Source organism: Tamaricihabitans halophyticus, assembly GCF_004340875.1.
Lineage (GTDB): Bacteria > Actinomycetota > Actinomycetes > Mycobacteriales > Pseudonocardiaceae > Tamaricihabitans > Tamaricihabitans halophyticus.
The window spans coordinates 561,214-576,535 of sequence record NZ_SLXQ01000001.1; the positions used below are offsets into that span (position 1 = coordinate 561,214).

Annotated in this window: 17 protein-coding genes; 6 read left to right on the forward strand and 11 right to left on the reverse strand. The window is 66.6% G+C overall.

The annotated features are described in order from the left end of the window. Nucleotides 1-5: 5 nt before the first annotated feature. Nucleotides 6-449 carry a PaaI family thioesterase gene (locus EV191_RS02625; protein ID WP_243658715.1) on the reverse strand — a complete coding sequence of 148 codons (444 nt, stop codon included), beginning with the start codon at nucleotides 447-449 and terminating at the stop codon, nucleotides 6-8. A 107-nt stretch (nucleotides 450-556) separates the two neighbouring features. Between EV191_RS02625 and EV191_RS02630 the strand changes: the two genes are divergently transcribed. After that, on the forward strand, nucleotides 557-772 hold the full coding sequence (locus EV191_RS02630; RefSeq protein ID WP_132875166.1) for a PspC domain-containing protein: 216 nt from the start codon (nucleotides 557-559) through the stop codon (nucleotides 770-772). A 5-nt stretch (nucleotides 773-777) separates the two neighbouring features. Here the strand turns inward: EV191_RS02630 and EV191_RS02635 are convergent, their stop codons facing one another. After that, entirely contained in the window at nucleotides 778-2,022 is a 1,245-nt protein-coding gene (locus tag EV191_RS02635; protein ID WP_243658716.1) for a CynX/NimT family MFS transporter, read from the reverse strand. A 48-nt stretch (nucleotides 2,023-2,070) separates the two neighbouring features. Here EV191_RS02635 and EV191_RS02640 point away from each other — a divergent pair, with 48 nt between their 5' ends. Beyond that, nucleotides 2,071-2,790: a FadR/GntR family transcriptional regulator gene (locus EV191_RS02640; RefSeq protein ID WP_132875167.1), complete on the forward strand. Its 720-nt coding sequence runs from the start codon at nucleotides 2,071-2,073 to the stop codon at nucleotides 2,788-2,790. Here the strand turns inward: EV191_RS02640 and EV191_RS02645 are convergent. The 6 genes from EV191_RS02645 to EV191_RS02670 all read right to left on the reverse strand — a co-directional run bounded on the left by EV191_RS02645 (nucleotide 2,757) and on the right by EV191_RS02670 (nucleotide 8,711). After that, a complete protein-coding gene (locus tag EV191_RS02645) occupies nucleotides 2,757-3,584 on the reverse strand; it encodes a transporter substrate-binding domain-containing protein (protein WP_132875168.1) in 828 nt (275 codons plus the stop codon). The two genes, EV191_RS02640 and EV191_RS02645, sit on opposite strands and share 34 nt — an antisense overlap. Before the next feature lie 93 nt (nucleotides 3,585-3,677). After that, nucleotides 3,678-4,322: an alpha/beta fold hydrolase gene (locus EV191_RS02650; RefSeq protein WP_132875169.1), complete on the reverse strand. Its 645-nt coding sequence runs from the start codon at nucleotides 4,320-4,322 to the stop codon at nucleotides 3,678-3,680. Nucleotides 4,323-4,495: 173 nt separating this feature from the next. Beyond that, a complete protein-coding gene (gene groL, locus EV191_RS02655; RefSeq protein WP_132875170.1) occupies nucleotides 4,496-6,130 on the reverse strand; it encodes a chaperonin GroEL in 1,635 nt (544 codons plus the stop codon). Nucleotides 6,131-6,388: 258 nt separating this feature from the next. Continuing rightward, on the reverse strand, nucleotides 6,389-7,615 hold the full coding sequence (locus EV191_RS02660) for a serine/threonine-protein kinase (protein WP_132875171.1): 1,227 nt from the start codon (nucleotides 7,613-7,615) through the stop codon (nucleotides 6,389-6,391). Between the two features lie 147 nt (nucleotides 7,616-7,762). Continuing rightward, a complete protein-coding gene (locus tag EV191_RS02665) occupies nucleotides 7,763-7,966 on the reverse strand; it encodes a cold-shock protein (protein ID WP_132875172.1) in 204 nt (67 codons plus the stop codon). A 154-nt stretch (nucleotides 7,967-8,120) separates the two neighbouring features. Further along, the gene (locus EV191_RS02670) at nucleotides 8,121-8,711 is read right to left on the reverse strand and encodes an AIM24 family protein (RefSeq protein ID WP_132875173.1); all 591 of its coding nucleotides are present in this window, start codon (nucleotides 8,709-8,711) and stop codon (nucleotides 8,121-8,123) included. A gap of 151 nt (nucleotides 8,712-8,862) precedes the next feature. On the opposite strand from EV191_RS02670, the gene moeA reads away from it, so the two are divergent. After that, nucleotides 8,863-10,068: a molybdopterin molybdotransferase MoeA gene (gene moeA, locus EV191_RS02675; RefSeq protein WP_132876106.1), complete on the forward strand. Its 1,206-nt coding sequence runs from the start codon at nucleotides 8,863-8,865 to the stop codon at nucleotides 10,066-10,068. 34 nt (nucleotides 10,069-10,102) lie between these two features. Continuing rightward, nucleotides 10,103-10,390, forward strand: a complete 288-nt coding sequence (locus EV191_RS02680; protein ID WP_132875174.1) for a GlsB/YeaQ/YmgE family stress response membrane protein — start codon at nucleotides 10,103-10,105, stop codon at nucleotides 10,388-10,390. Nucleotides 10,391-10,537: 147 nt separating this feature from the next. Here the strand turns inward: EV191_RS02680 and EV191_RS02685 are convergent, their stop codons facing one another. Genes EV191_RS02685 through EV191_RS02695 form a run of 3 tightly spaced genes read right to left on the reverse strand, consistent with a single transcriptional unit; the run spans nucleotide 10,538 to nucleotide 12,912 of the window. Continuing rightward, nucleotides 10,538-11,833: a hypothetical protein gene (locus EV191_RS02685; protein WP_132875175.1), complete on the reverse strand. Its 1,296-nt coding sequence runs from the start codon at nucleotides 11,831-11,833 to the stop codon at nucleotides 10,538-10,540. Then, the gene (locus tag EV191_RS02690; RefSeq protein ID WP_132875176.1) at nucleotides 11,833-12,441 is read right to left on the reverse strand and encodes a DUF3558 family protein; all 609 of its coding nucleotides are present in this window, start codon (nucleotides 12,439-12,441) and stop codon (nucleotides 11,833-11,835) included. The genes EV191_RS02685 and EV191_RS02690 overlap by 1 nt, the downstream gene beginning before the upstream one ends. Beyond that, a complete protein-coding gene (locus tag EV191_RS02695; RefSeq protein ID WP_132875177.1) occupies nucleotides 12,442-12,912 on the reverse strand; it encodes a hypothetical protein in 471 nt (156 codons plus the stop codon). It lies immediately after the preceding gene. Nucleotides 12,913-13,534: 622 nt separating this feature from the next. Here EV191_RS02695 and EV191_RS02700 point away from each other — a divergent pair. Together EV191_RS02700 and pssA are read left to right on the forward strand one after the other, a co-directional pair. Next, nucleotides 13,535-14,338, forward strand: coding sequence for a phosphatidylserine decarboxylase (locus tag EV191_RS02700; protein ID WP_132875178.1), 804 nt, complete (start codon nucleotides 13,535-13,537; stop codon nucleotides 14,336-14,338). Between the two features lies 1 nt (nucleotide 14,339). Beyond that, nucleotides 14,340-15,320: a CDP-diacylglycerol--serine O-phosphatidyltransferase gene (pssA, locus tag EV191_RS02705; protein WP_132875179.1), complete on the forward strand. Its 981-nt coding sequence runs from the start codon at nucleotides 14,340-14,342 to the stop codon at nucleotides 15,318-15,320. Nucleotides 15,321-15,322: the final 2 nt, after the last annotated feature.

The window sequence follows — 15,322 nt, forward strand, 5'->3', positions numbered from 1 at the left end:
ACCCCTCAACCACCTTCGCGCACCGCCCGCACGGTTCCCTGGGCCAGCGCACACAGGGTTGCCGGCGCATCGGCATCGTCGGACAGCGCGTAGATCTCGCATCGCGCTGCCGCCTGACCACGCGTTGCGGTCACCACCTGCCCAGCCGCCCGCAGCAACGTGCCGGTGGCCGGCCGCAGGTAGTCGACGGAGAACCCCCGCGTGAGCACCGCTGGGCCCAGCGCGGCACCACCGGCGAAGGTCAACGCGTTGTCCGCCAGATAGCTGAGCACACCACCGTGGACAAACCCGTTCTGCTGGTGCAACTCGGCGCGAATATCGATCTCCAGTACGACCTCACTTGCCGAGAACGCGGTCAACCGCGTCCCGAGCAGCACGCTGAATGGTTGGGCGGCGAGTACCTGCCGCGCGTCGGCCAGGCTCAGCTCGACTGACGTCACTTCTGCCACGGACTTCCTCGCTTCACTCGGTTCCCCGACTCGCCCTCGGCGGAATCCGGGTTGGTTCAGGGATCATCCCCGATGCCGCCTGGCCGCGAAACGCAGACTATAGACACATGACGAACAACATTCTGCAAAAGGACAACTTCAAGAAGCTGCGCCGGAGCCGTTCGGACAAGATGCTCGCGGGTGTTTGTGGCGGCTGGGCCAAGATGCTCGGCGTCGACGCCGCCCTGCTGCGCATCATCTTCACCGTCGGCACCATCTTCAGTTTCGGCACCGGGGTGCTGGTCTACCTCGCCTGCTGGATCCTGATGCCGGAGGAAGACTGAGCAGGCTAAACGTACCTCGGCCGCCCAGCAAACCAGCCGACCACGAGCTGCACCGTCAGCACCACCAGCACCAGTACGAAGGACGCCGTCCAATCCCCTGTCGCCTCGTGCAGCATGCCGAACAGGAACGGCCCAGCCGAGGCGGACAGGTAACCGATGCCCTGCGCCATCGCGGACAACCGGGCGGTATCCGCCGAGTTCCTGGTACGCAACGGCAGTACCGCGAGCAGCATGGCGAACACGCTGCTGCCGATCCCGAGCAGGATCGCCCACAGCACGGGCAGACTGGCCGGCGCGAGCATCATGCCGGTCATCCCGGCCAGGAACACCAGGGTGAGCCCGGCGATCCAGCCGGACTGGCTCGGTCGCCGAGCGGCTAGCGCCGGTGCCACCAGGCTCACCGGCACGGCGATGATCGAGACCAGCCCGAGCAGCAGACCGGCGGTACCCCGGTCGACGCCGGAGGTGACCCACACCTGCGGCATCCAACCCAGCAGCACGTAAGCGGCCAGTGATTGCAGCGCGAAGAACGCCGTCACGATCCAAGCGAGCGGGCTGCGCAGTAGCGACCGGCTAACCGGAGCTGGCTCGCTCGCCTCGGTGACCACCGCGGCACCGTGCCGCGCGCCGAGTGCCCAGACCCCGAGCGCCAGCAACGCGAGCAGCACCCAGCTGGCCAGCGCGAACCGCCAGCTACCAACGAAAGCGTCCAGTTGCGGGGTCAACGAGGAACCCAACGAACCGCTCGCCTGCAATGCGGCGGTGTACACCCCGGTCATCAGGCCGACCCTGGCGGCAAACGACTCCTTGACCACGACGGGGATGAGCACATTGCCGATCGCGATGCCACCGCAGGCGACCAAGGTGCCGGCGAGCACGACGACCGGCCCGTCGAGCACCCGAAGCAACTGTCCGGCCGCGATCAGGGCAAGGCCGAAACCTATCGCTCGCGCCATGCCGAACCGGCGGCCGAACCAGGGGACGAGGAAGCCTGCCGCCGCGAAGCACAGTGTTGGCACCGAGCTGAGCAAGCTCACCCAGGTCGCGGAGGCGCCGAGCGAGTCGCGGATATCGCCGAGCATGGACGAGACCGAAGTGACCGCGGCCCGTAGGTTCAGCGCGGTGAGCACGACGCCGATCGCGAGCAGCGTGCCGCCGAGCAGCGGACGATGCCGGACCGGCGCGGGGTTCGATGGATCGGTTGCGCCCTCGGGCTCGCCGCTCGAGGTAACCGGCACTGTTCTGGTCACGTCTTACTATGCTAAACATGGGATGTTCGGATGAAAGGGTGATCAGGCGTGCCGTTGGCCACTACTCGCCGAACGGGGCTTGTCGATCAGGTAATCGAGCAGATGCGCGCGGCGATCACTGCTGGTGAATGGCCAGTGGGGCAGCGGATTCCTACCGAACCGGAGCTGATGGATCAGCTCAGCGTCGGCCGCAACACCGTCCGGGAGGCGGTGCGCGCGTTAGCCCATGCGGGGTTGCTCGAGGTGCGCCAGGGCGACGGGACCTTCGTCACGGCGCGCAGTGAACTGGCCGGGGCGGTACGCCGGCTGTGTGGCAGCGAACTACGGGAAGTGCTCGAGGTACGCCGCGCGCTGGAGGTGGAGGGGGCCCGGCTGGCCGCGGAGAAGCGCACCGACGCGCAGCTGCGTGCGCTGCGATCCGCGCTACACGAGCGGGAAAAGGCCTACGACGCGGGTGATTGGGGCGCGTTCGTCCCGCTGGATGCCGAGTTTCACCGGCTGGTCCTCGACTGTTCGGCGAACCCGCTGCTCATCCAGCTCTATCACGAACTGACCGACGCGGTCACCGCGAGTGTGGCAAGTACGGTGCACGATCCATGGCAGCGGACCGATATCTCCCATGTCGGGCTGGTTGAGGCGATCGCCGCGCGGGACCCCGATGGCGCGGCGCGCGAGGCAGGCGATTTCCTCGACGAGTTGCTCGCCTACCTCGACACCCCGCGCTCGTCGCCCGGTCAGCCGAGCCAGGGTTCGGCGAACCGGTCGTAAGTGCCGTCGTTTCGCGCGATGTTCAACCACTGATCCACCCACTGCTGGAAGATCACATCGCCACGCGGCAACAGGTATGCCTTCTCGGAGAAGGTGAACGGCTCCTCCGGGTGTACCGAGCACAGCTCGGGGTGCTCATTGGCTTGCCACTTGGTTTCCGCGGCGTCGGTGATCATCAGATCCGCATTGCCGGCAACGATCTCCTCGAAGATCGTGTTGTTGTCCGGATGCCGCACGATGGTCGCCTGCTTCAGGTTCGTGTCGGCGAACTCCTCGTTGGTACCGCCAGGATTGACGATCGCCCGAACACCAGGCTGGTCGATCTGCTCCAGCGTCTGGAACTTGTCCACGTTCTCGCAGCGGGTGATCGGGGTTTTGCCGTCCTGCAGGATGGCCTCGGTGAAGAAGGCCTGCTCGGCGCGCTCCAGCGTGATGGAAACCCCGCCGACGGCCAGATCGCAGCGCTTGCCAAGGTCGTCCATCAGGTTCGACCAGGTGGTCTCCACGATCTCCAGGTCAACCCCGAGCCGCTTGGCCATGTCCCCGGCCATATCCAGATCGATACCGCTCCACTCGCCGGTTTCCGGGTCGAGGTAGGTGAACGGCCGGTAGTCGCCGGTGCTGCATACCTGCACACTGCCGCGATCCTTGATGGCATCCAGTCGGCTTTCCGCCGGCCCGCCCGCGAGTTCCACTCGCGATCCGGTGTCGGCCGGCGCGGCAACCGCGCTCGCCGCGCCGAATCCGAGTACGGCGAGTATCGCCACCCCGAACGCGATAGTCCTGTTGCGCATGCACAACTCCCTTGCTCAGCTCGGCGGCACGGCCACCGCGCCATACCGCTCGCTCGAGCAGCTTCCTGGGCGAGCACCGCACACCGCAAGTGATCACTGCGCTTCGGCTGCTGGCAGGAACGCGGCCAGCTCCGCGGCGAACTCTTCGGGCTTCTGCGTGTTCAGCGGATGCCCTCCGCCGGTGATGACCCGCAGCCTGGCACCAGGAATACCGGAGGCAAGGGCACGAGCCGCAGGGAGATTGACGAAATCGCGGGAACCGCAGAGCACCAGCGTCGGTGCGCCGATATCACCGAGCCGACCACGGAAGTCGGCGGCGGCGATCTGCCGCGTCACGGCGAGCATACGCTGCTTGCTCATTCCATCCGGCGCGGCGAAACGTGCCGGCAGCAGTCGCGTGATCGCGGACTGGGCGGCCATCAGTACCGGCGACGGACGCACCTGCCCACCGGAAAGCACCAGCGTAGCGACTCGGTCCGGATAATCGATGGCGAACCGCACCGAGACCATGGCGCCAAGGGAGAGGCCGCACAGATGGGCCCTTTCGATACCGCGCCGATCGAGTTCGGCGCGGACGCCGGTCGCGGCACGGGCGAAGGTGAAATCAGCTGGCTCGGTATCGGCCAGCCCGGTGATCGACGGGGCGAATCCGCGGTAACCGCCAGGAAGGCTGGCCAGCTGAGCGTCCCATGATGCCGGCGTCGCACCGAGACCGTGCAGGAATACGACCTCGCCCATGAACGCAGCCTAGCCACGTGTCAACGCCCACACACGGCAAGATCCCTAAAGATTGCGATCTCGGAACGCCGGCGACCACGACAGACTCGCTAACCCTGAAGAACGCGGTCACACGAAACGGGCCCGGCTCTCGTATGGAGAACCGGGCCCGTAGCAGCCTGAAAAGGCAGTACTTACATCATGCCTTCCATACCGCCCATGCCACCGGTCGGGTCGCCACCGCCGGCAGCGGCCTTCTCCGGCTTGTCCGCGATCACGGCTTCCGTGGTCAGGAACAGCGCGGCGATCGACGCGGCGTTCTGCAGCGCCGAACGGGTGACCTTGGTCGGGTCCGGCACGCCGGCCGCGAGCAGGTCCTCGTACTCGCCGGTGGCGGCGTTCAGACCGTGCCCGACGGGCAGGCCCTTGACCTTCTCCACCACGACGCCACCCTCGAGACCGCTGTTCACCGCGATCTGCTTGAGCGGGCCCTCGACGGCGACCTTCACGATGCCGGCGCCGGTGGCCTCGTCGCCCTCGAGCTTGAGACCGGCGAAGGCAGCCTCGGCGGCCTGCAGCAGGGAAACGCCACCGCCGGCGACGATGCCCTCCTCAACGGCAGCCTTGGCGTTGCGCACCGCGTCCTCGATGCGGTGCTTGCGCTCCTTGAGCTCGACCTCGGTAGCGGCACCGGCCTTGATGACGGCAACGCCGCCAGCCAGCTTCGCCAGCCGCTCCTGCAGCTTCTCCCGGTCGTAGTCCGAGTCGGAGTTCTCGATCTCCTTGCGGATCTGGTTGACCCGACCCTGGATCTGCTCGGCGTCTCCGGAGCCCTCGACGATGGTGGTCTCGTCCCTGGTCACGACGACCTTGCGGGCGGTGCCCAGCAGCGAGATGTCGGCGTTGTCCAGCTTGAGGCCCACGTCCTCGCTGATGACCTGGCCACCGGTCAGGATGGCCATGTCCTGCAGCATCGCCTTGCGGCGGTCACCGAAGCCGGGCGCCTTGACGGCGACGGACTTGAAGGTGCCGCGGATCTTGTTGACGACCAGGGTGGCCAGCGCCTCGCCCTCGACGTCCTCGGCGATGATCAGCAGCGGCTTGCCGGACTGCATGACCTTCTCCAGCAGCGCCAGCATGTCCTTGACGTTCGAGATCTTCGAACCGAACAGCAGGACGTACGGGTCCTCGAGGACCGCTTCCTGCCGGTCGGCGTCGGTCACGAAGTAACCGGAGATGTAGCCCTTGTCGAAGCGCATACCCTCGGTGAGCTCCAGCTCCAGCCCGAAGGTGTTCGACTCCTCGACGGTGACAACGCCTTCCTTGCCGACCTTGTCCAGCGCCTCGGCGATCAGCTCGCCGATGCCGGTGTCAGCGGCGGAAATCGAGGCGGTAGCAGCGATCTGCTCCTTGGTCTCGACCTCCTTGGCCATCTTGTGCAGCTGCTCGGTGACAGCCTCGACGGCCTGCTCGATGCCCCGCTTCAGCGAAAGCGGGTCGGCACCGGCCGCGACGTTCCGCAGACCCTCCTTGACCAGGGCCTGAGCCAGCACGGTGGCGGTGGTGGTGCCGTCACCCGCGACGTCGTCGGTCTTCTTGGCAACTTCCTTGACGAGCTCTGCCCCGATCTTCTCCCACGGGTCCTCGAGCTCGATCTCCTTGGCGATCGAAACGCCGTCGTTGGTGATGGTCGGCGCGCCCCACTTCTTTTCGAGCACGACATTCCGGCCACGCGGGCCGAGCGTCACCTTGACGGCGTCTGCGAGGGTGTTCAGTCCGCGCTCGAGACCGCGGCGCGCGTCCTCGTCAAACGCAATCAGTTTGGCCATTGCGGTGTGGTCCTCCGATGGTGATGACGGGCTTACCGTCCATCAATCGATGTGACACGGCTCGGCCAGGCTCGGTGCCCGCGACGGACGACCGACGCACGGGGCGACGGCCTCACCTTCCCGACCTTCCAGACGGGTCGAATTCTTCGGCCCATCTAGCACTCGCATACGCCGAGTGCTAGTCCCGTGTTTAGCACTCGTGGGCGGCGAGTGCAAGCTGGCCTGGTCAGCGCCACCCGCTAGCCGGCCTGCCAAGATTCAGCCGGCGACCAGGGTAGCGATCAACACGATCGCGACGAGCGCGACCGCTCCAGCGAGGATGGCGACAACCCACTTGCGGGCATTCGATTCGGCCTGCGGCGCGCCGTGCGCCTGCCGGATCGGCGGCTGGGAGGGCATCGGTGGTCGCGGCGGCATACCGCCCGGCTGGTTCGGGTGCTGCTGGGCGAGCGGCTGGTGCGCCGGAAACGAGCCACTTGGTGGATGGGCGCCGGATGCGCCTGGCTGACCAGCTGGCCCCTGGGCCGACGGTTGCGCGGTTGGCTGCGGTCCGGAAGACGGTCCGTAGTTGACCCCCGCTGGCGGGGAAACGGGCGCCATGATGTCGGTATGCGAAGCACGGCCCGCCTGCTCGGGCGCTTCCGGTGAATCCGCGGCCTCGCCAAGCGCGGCACGGGCGGCGGCGATCAGTTCCGCGCAGCCGCCGTAACGCGCGTCCGGCTCCTTGCTCATCCCGCGCCGCACCACGTCGTCGATCGCTGACGGTAGCGCGACCACCCGCGAAACGGCAGGTGGATCCAGCGTTAGATGCCCTTTGATCACATCCTGCACATCGCCCTGATACGGCGGCCGACCGGTACAGCAGGCGAACAACATGCAGGCGAGGGAGTATGCGTCGGCCCTGCCGTCCACCGGTTCGCCGCGCAGATGTTCGGGCGCGGCGTAGGTGGGTGAGCCGAGGAAATCTCCGGTGCGCGTCCGGTGGCCGGTGACCCCACGTCTGGTCAACCCGAAGTCGCCGAGATAGATGTGTTCCTTACTCGACTCCATGCTGGTGACAAACACGTTCGCCGGCTTGAGATCGAGGTGCACCAACCCCCGGCCGTGCAGCGTGTCCAGCGCCTCGGCGATCTGGCCGAGCAGCGCGAGCGTGCGCCGCGGCGCCAGCGGACCACCGTTGATCAGGCCGGCCAGATCGGGGCCGTCGACCAGACGCATCGCGATGTAGAGCTTGCCGTCCACATCCCCGAAGTCATAGAGCGGGACGACGTTGGGGTGGTCGATGGCGGAGGTATTACGGGCCTCGTCGACGAATCGCTCGCGAAATTCCGCGTCCCCACCAAGGTGCTCACCGATCACCTTTAACGCGACCTTGCGGCCCAGCCGGACGTCAGTGGCTCGATACATCACACTCATGCCACCGCGGCCGAGCACCCCGTCGATGCGGTAATGCCCTAGGCGGGTTCCGGTGAGGTCCTCCGACACGCAGCGCAGCCTAGCGCGCACCGAGCCACACCGATGTGAAGTGGGCCGGATAACGAAGGCCCGGCCCGGCGTGATCCCGTCACGTCGAGCCGAGCCATCCGTCAAATACGCAAACGGTCAAGGGCGCAATGCCCTAACAATGCGCACTCAGACCTTGCGGACGTCAGCCGCCTGGCTCCGGCCATCACGACCGGCCTGAACCTCGAATTCCACCCGGTCTCCCTCGGTCAGGGTGCGGAACCCGTCCATCTGGATCGCGGAGTAATGGACGAAAACGTCCGGACCTTCGGGGGATTCAATGAATCCATAACCCTTTTCCGAGTTAAACCATTTGACCGTGCCGACAGCCACGGCGTCCTCCTTGAGATATCGAACACGGCGCCGCGCGGGCACCGCTTGAAGCACCGGCAACGCTACCCGAACTGGGAGCCACAGACAGCCCTCTCGGCTGCGGCTTTTTGAGTGATCAACGCCCGGCTGGAGCACGGAACAAAACCGGTGTGGGTTAGCGCGCCCTGGTTTGCAGCAGTACCTGTCCCGGGCCGGCGAAGTCGACCGCGAGGCCTTCACCGGTGCGCATGGACTGTGGCGCGGACTGATCAAGTGCGCGCAGCCTGCTCTGCACGCCTTCCGGATAACCCAGCAAATAGGCGGGCGAAACGGTGATCAATTCGCCCTGTTCGAGGGTGAGCATGTCGACCGCGCCATGGCTGGTCAGCACCAACCCACCCGCGCCACTCCAGTACTCGAGAAAGCCAGCGTCACTGCCGAACAGGGGACGAAAACCCGACCAATGCGGATCGGAGCGCAGGCCCTTGGTCATCGCAAGCACGCTGTTGCGGGCAAGACACCAACCGGTGCGGCCATCCATTTCTAGCGGGTAGACATCCCCCGCGGCCGCCGGCGCGATGTCCACCCAGCCGCCGGCTTCGGGCGCGGTGTACACCGTCGAGACCGGGCGCTTGCCGGAGGTTTCCAGGGTGACGCCGTAACTGCTTGCCACCATCGCGCCCGTGTCCGAGCGGACCGCTTCACCCGAGGAGAGCAGCAACCGCACCACCCCGAAAGCGGGTCCATGCCGGGTGTGCACCTGCACGCTGCCCTCCGTATTGCCTCGTGTCCCTCCGCAACCGCCCGCGCAGTGTGACACGAGGACCCCGCGGTGACATGCATCACTCCCGTTTGGGTCATAGGTTGGCGTCCTGGATTGACCGCGCGGGCAGGATACAAACGTGGCTAGCGAACCGATGAGCGTCTCCGATTACCGCACGACCGTCCGCACCCTGCTCGGCGCCCAGCCGAGCAGCACTCGCGAGCTCGCGCACTGCCGTGGCCTGGTGCTTGCCGAGGAGGTGATCGCGCCCGTATCGCTACCGCCGTTCGACAACTCGGCGATGGACGGCTATGCGGTCCGCGCGGTGGATGTGGCCGACGCGAACCAGGACAACCCGGTCGAGTTGCCCGTGACCACGGATATTCCGGCTGGACGCACCGAGGTGCCGCCACTGCTGCCAGGTACCGCGCACCGGATCATGACCGGGGCGCCACTGCCGCCGGGCGCGGATACCGTCGTGCAGGTCGAGCTCACCGATGGGGGCATCGAGCGAGTGCGAATCGACGGTTCGGCGCCGGTCGGCAAGCACCTGCGGCGCACCGGCGAGGACGTGATCGCGGGCAGCAAGATCCTCGAGCCCGGCACGGTGCTCGGGCCGGCACAGCTTGGCCTTGCCGCGGCGGTCGGGCTGCGTGACCTGCCGGTGCACCGACCGCCGAGGGTGCTGGTGCTGTCCACCGGCTCGGAGCTGGTCGCGCCGGGCGAGCCACTGTTGCCGGGGCAGATCTATGAGTCCAACTCGGTGATGCTGGCAAGTGCGCTACGCGAGGTTGGGTGCGAGGTGCGCGAACTGCGATTCGTGCCGGATGACGTGAGCGCGTTTCACGCGACATTGGCTCCCGAGCTTGATTCGGTGGACCTGCTCGTCACTTCGGGTGGGGTGAGCGCGGGCGCCTTCGAGGTGGTCAAGGATGCGCTGAGCGGGCAGGGCGTGGAGTTCACGAAGGTCGCCGTGCAGCCGGGCGGGCCGCAGGGCTGCGGGCGGTATCAGGGTGTGCCGGTGGTGACGCTGCCCGGCAATCCGGTCAGCGCGCTGGTTTCCGTCGAGCTGTTCCTGCGGCCAGCGGTGCTCGGCTCGCTTGGTCACCGAAGCGTGCACCGTCGGCAGGTGCGGGCCCGCCTGACCAGCGCGTTGACCTCGCCGGGCGGTAAGGAGCAGTACCGCAGGGGGTTGTATCGGCCGCGGCTCGGCGAGGTGTCCGGCGAGGTTGGGCCGAGTGGCGGTCCCGGCTCGCATCTGCTCGCCTCGTTCGCGGCGGCGAACTGTCTGATCGCGATCGACAAGGAGACGACCGAGCTGGCCGAGGGCGCCGAGGTCGACGTGCTGTTGCTTGACTGAGCGGTATCGGCGGCCGAGGGCATATCCTGGCGGCGTGGGACCGATTAGTTGGATCATTTTCGGCGCGCTCGCTGGCTGGGCGGCCAATCTCGTCGTAGGCGGCCGCGATCGCCGGCCACAGGGCTGCATCCTGAGCGTGCTCGTGGGTGTGCTCGGCGCGGCGCTTGGCGGGTTCATTTACACCGCTGCGACGGGGCGAGACCTGTCCTTCAGCTTCGACTTCACGAGTTTCGGCGTCGCCGTACTTGGCGCGATCGGGCTGCTCGTAGTGGTCAGGCTGGTGCGCGGAATCGGCAGTGGACGCGGAAGTAACCGCTCGTAATTCACCCATCACCGAACGGCATTGCTTGCCGGCGCGAGCCGGCCTAGACTGGTTGGCAGAGATCACATTTGTCGTGGTTCGTCTGGCGTGTGCGCCGTCGGGGGGCGCACACGCCAGACGGATTTCACGTTTCCCGCGAACTGGTGGTTAGCGCGGCGGGTTGGGGTTCTCGCCGATGACGGGTGGCGCGGTCATCTCGTCGGTGCCGAAGGTGCCTTCCTTGTCGGGCTCCACCAGCCAGGTTTTGCGCTCGTGGTCCTCGTCTTGGGAGCCTTTGCCGCGTTGCCCGCCGGCCATCGGGCCGCCGGCCATGCCGCCGCGGCCGGTGCTCGAGCCGGCCGCACCGGTCTTGGCGGCGGACTCGGCTGCCGCGGCGCCACCGGGGCCAGCACCGGTTTTCGCGCCAGCCCCCGGGGTGCCACCGCTCGCGCCGGGTCCACCGGTCAATCGGCCGGCCGCGCTACCGCCAGGGCCGCCGGCGACACCGCCACGGGCACCGAACCCACGGCCGCTTCGGGTGGTGTCACCGCCCGCGCCGGCGGCGCCGCCGCCCATCAACGGGGCCATACCCATGCCGGGAACTCGTCCACCACCGGCGGACGTAGCGGGGCTGTTGTACCCGGCCGCGGCGGGACTCGCACCCTGGGTCGGTCCCACACCGGTCACCGAGCCAGGTGCACCCGGGCCGGCCGGACCAGGGCCACCGCTCACGCCCGGTGTGCCACCGACCGGCGACACACCCGGATTACCCGTCGCTGGCGGTACCCCACCCGGGGTGCCCGCGGTTGGGGTACTGGAGAACCCGGCCGTAGTAGTCGTGCCAGGGCTGTTGGTTTCGGGGAGCGCGGTGGACGTGTCGCCGACGGGTTCGGATGACGCCGATGGTGCCATGGAAATGTCGCCGCCGAAGCCCGCGTAGCGCGGGAACTGCGTGGGGGCTTGGAATCCGGTGTCGTCACTGAAATCCGAGTATCGCTGATACCGCTCGACGTTTTCCTGTGCTTTGGCGTTGTGCTCCGAAACCGCCTTCTCCGTATCGGTATCCCACGGAGTCATCGAATCCCACACACCCGTTTCCGGCGGGTTGTCCGGCAGGTCGTGCATGGAATTGACCGTTTGCGAGAACGACGCACCCTGATTCTCGTGCAAACTGTGCGTAATCCCCAACGAGTCGGAAGCCTCCGCGCTCCCCTGAATCAACGGTTTGGTGACCGAATTGGCTCCCTCGGCGGCCGAACCCTGCCAACCGGACTCAATCTTTCCCGCGACCCGCGCAATAATGTCGTTAACGTCGGTCTGTACCTGCTGCTGCTCCCGGGCAACCTCCCGCGCGGCGTCCATCGCGCCCGTGCCCGGGCCCGCTTTCAGGATCTTCGCCAGCTGCGGACCCGAAATCCCCGTTATCGCCGAAGCGAGCTGACCGAACAGTCCACCCTCACTCATCACGCACCCCCAGCCTTCCAGGTTTCCACAACCATCTCGACCACCCGCCGAGTCGCCACACAGGGATCCTCTTTGCCTTCCTTGTTCAACGACTGGGTGATACTGATCTGCACAATCGACTCATCCGTCACCCCAACCGCGACATCGCAACGAGTAATATTCTCAGGGTTGTCTGTGGCTCGAGCGACTAACGGATAGCCCCGGACCGGTTCCATTGGTTCAAAGTAGGCATGCTGGTCCCGGTTCGCGTACTCCTGCGCCATGCCCTTCGCGCCCTTAACGGTGTAGTACACGGAGACGGAGGCGACCCCATCCGACTTCCAGCGACACACCGGGCCGAAGATGTCGTCTTTCGCCTCGCCGGTGGTGTTCACGCCGAGATCGTCGAGTTGGGATACAGTCAATGAACTGCAAGGATCCTGCTCGAATTTCGCCAGATCTAGCGGATCTTGCACCTTTGGAACCTCGTCGCCAGGTTGCTCAGCCGCCGACGAACTCGGAGGATTCTCAGCCGTGTCCACCGGTTGGCCAGCTTCGGTCTGCGTACAACCCGCCACTGCAGTGGCACACACGGCCACCACACCCGCTACGGTCGCCGCTATTCGCACCTAAATTTCCTCTCCGGAATCACCGAACGAGCCCTTCGCGTCTTGCTCAGTCCTCAGATACTCCGGAAGCGCCTCTTCAACGGCTTTCAGGAAGGTCCGGACGACGTTGATTTGCTGCGGCAACGAGTGCTCGGCGTAATCCCGACCCGAGTCCTCCAAGATGCCAGCCACCTTGACGCTTGCTGGATCATCAGCCGGCGGCGTGATGCTCGCGAGGACACGCGCATTCTCCTGTAAAGGCTCAAGCTTATCCAGCGCCATGCGCAGATCGTCGCGGATGCTGATCAGGTCAGCTTCGCTGAACTCGAAATGCCCACCGGCCGGCTTCGGGTTACTCGCGTTCTGGCCGGAATGACCGAACGGGTTCAGCCCGATCGCCGCCCCCAACGCCACGCCAGCTGGACCACCAACAGCACCACCTGCGGCCGCACCAACGGCGGCCCCGGCAGCCGCACCAACCTCATCAGTCATACCCGTACTTCCTCCCGCACCCGCGCGATGGCGGACCGTAACCCCGTCATCACGCAAGCTACCAGCCCAGATCGGCGCCGTGGGGCAAAATGCTCGCCTTCGCATTCGACGATCACGCGCCCCGGTTAGCCGCGCAACTCCTACATTCCTAGCTATGCGGGAGCGAGATTCCTAGCTATGCGGGAGCGAGGAAGATCAGCTCCGGCGTCCCTCATCGGGGCGTAGACGATTCCCGCCGACTGCCAGCCGAGGCGCGCCACCGCAGGCGTGCGCCGCCCCGTGCATTCTCAGCGACCATCAGCATCGCGACGAAGGCCTGCCCGAAAAGCCGTACTCGGTCACGCAGTAGCCGCTCACCTCTCCCGCTGACTGCGCTGGCGTATTCCGAATGCGTTGCGCATATCGACGTACCGCGCCACCCTGCATGAACTCCGAGCAGACCGTCACCAGAATATTACGAACCGTGCATCGTCGTGCCGCGCCGAATGCGCCCTATCCACGCTGGCCGCTTTCTGGCGCTGACGGCGACTCGCGTAGCGTGTGCCGCGCTGTTTCACGGACAATGCGGTAGACGCCGCCGCACACCGGTAGGTGCGGCCCCGGAAGGCGGATCGACGAGTAGATGAGTTCTGCACCCAGTGGCGACTTGCCAGCTGACAACGATTCCTTCATCGATAAAGAAGGCATCGACAAAGAGCAGCCGCGGCCCGGCTCGCATCTAGGGCACCTTGTCCAGCTGAGCAAGGAGATGGTGCCACCGATGCACCCGGCTGGACGGCCGTTCGTACTCGGGGCCGCGCTCGGCACCCTGCTACTTCGCCGCTTCTCCCGGATCGCCGGCATCCTCGGCGCCATCACCACGGCTTGGGTCGCCTGGTTCTTCCGCGAGCCGCGCAGGGTCGCTCCGGAACGCGCCGGTGCCGTCGCCGCCCCGGCCGACGGCACCGTTGCCGAGATCGTGGACGCGCCCCCACCAGCCGAGCTGGGTATCGGCACCGCGCCGATGCGCCGGATCAGCGTCTTCCTCTCGGTATTCGACGTGCATGTGCAGCGCATCCCGATGACCGGCGAGGTCACCGATGTGCGGTACCGCCCAGGCAAGTTCCTCTCCGCCGATCTGGACAAGGCGAGCGAGGAAAACGAGCGCAACACCCTGCTGCTGACCACCGAAACGGGTGAACAGCTGGTCGTGGTCCAGATCGCCGGGCTGGTCGCTAGGCGGATTCGCTGCGACGTGGCGGCCGGTGCCCGAGTGGGGCGCGGCGAAACCTACGGCTTGATCCGGTTCGGCTCCCGGGTCGACACCTACCTCCCGCTGGACTCGCGCGTGCTCGTACACGCCGGACAGCGCACCATCGGTGGGGAAACAGTGCTCGCCGAACTGCCGATCACCGGAACCTCGGCGGCGAACGGGACGGATGGCTGAAATGGCCCGCACCGCACCGGGCGTACGACTACTGCCGAACGCGATCACCGTACTGGCGCTGTGCGCCGGCCTTTCCGCCGTACAGTTCGCGCTCGCCAACAACTACGAGCTGGCGATCGCGGCGATCGTAGTGGCCGCGGTGCTGGACGGGCTGGACGGCAGAATCGCCCGGCTGCTCGATGCGACCAGCAAGATGGGCGAGGAGCTGGACTCACTCTCCGATGCGGTGTCCTTCGGGGTCGCCCCCGCGCTGGTGCTCTATGTCTGGATCCTGCACGACTACCGGGTCGGCTGGATCGTCGCGCTGATTTTCGCGGTGTGCATGGTGCTGCGGCTTGCCCGATTCAACACCCTGCTCGACGACACCGAAAAACCGGTGTTCACCAAGGAGTTCTTCGTCGGCGTGCCCGCACCGGCCGGCGGCCTACTCGCACTGCTGCCGCTGATGCTGAGCATGCAGATCGGCGACGGCTGGTGGTCCGGTCAGATCGCCGTGCACGTGTGGACCATCGGGATCGCGATGCTGCTGATCAGCAGGGTGCCCACGCTTTCGGTGAAGACCGCGAAGGTGCCGGCGAAGGCGGTGGCACCACTACTGGTCGGCGTGGGGCTACTCGCCGCGGCGATCATCCAGTTCCCGATGACCGCGCTGACCATCGTGGCGCTGCTCTACGTCGCGCATATCCCGTACGCGGTGCGCAGGTACCGGTGGCTGGCCAACCACCCAGAGGTATGGGACGTACCACCGAAGGAGCGCAGGGCGATCCGCCGCAAGCGCAGCGCGAACCGGCTGGGGCTGCGTTCACCACTGCGTGGCCGGGTAGCCGGGGCAGCACGCAGGGCAGTACGCCGGCCACGGGGTAGGGAGCAGGCGCATATGCCGGAAACCACCGTGCGCCCAGGAGCCCAGCAGCCGGTAACCAGGGAACACAAGCGCCGCTCCTGGCGGCGGACCGGGCTGCGGCGCAACAACAACCCCTAGAG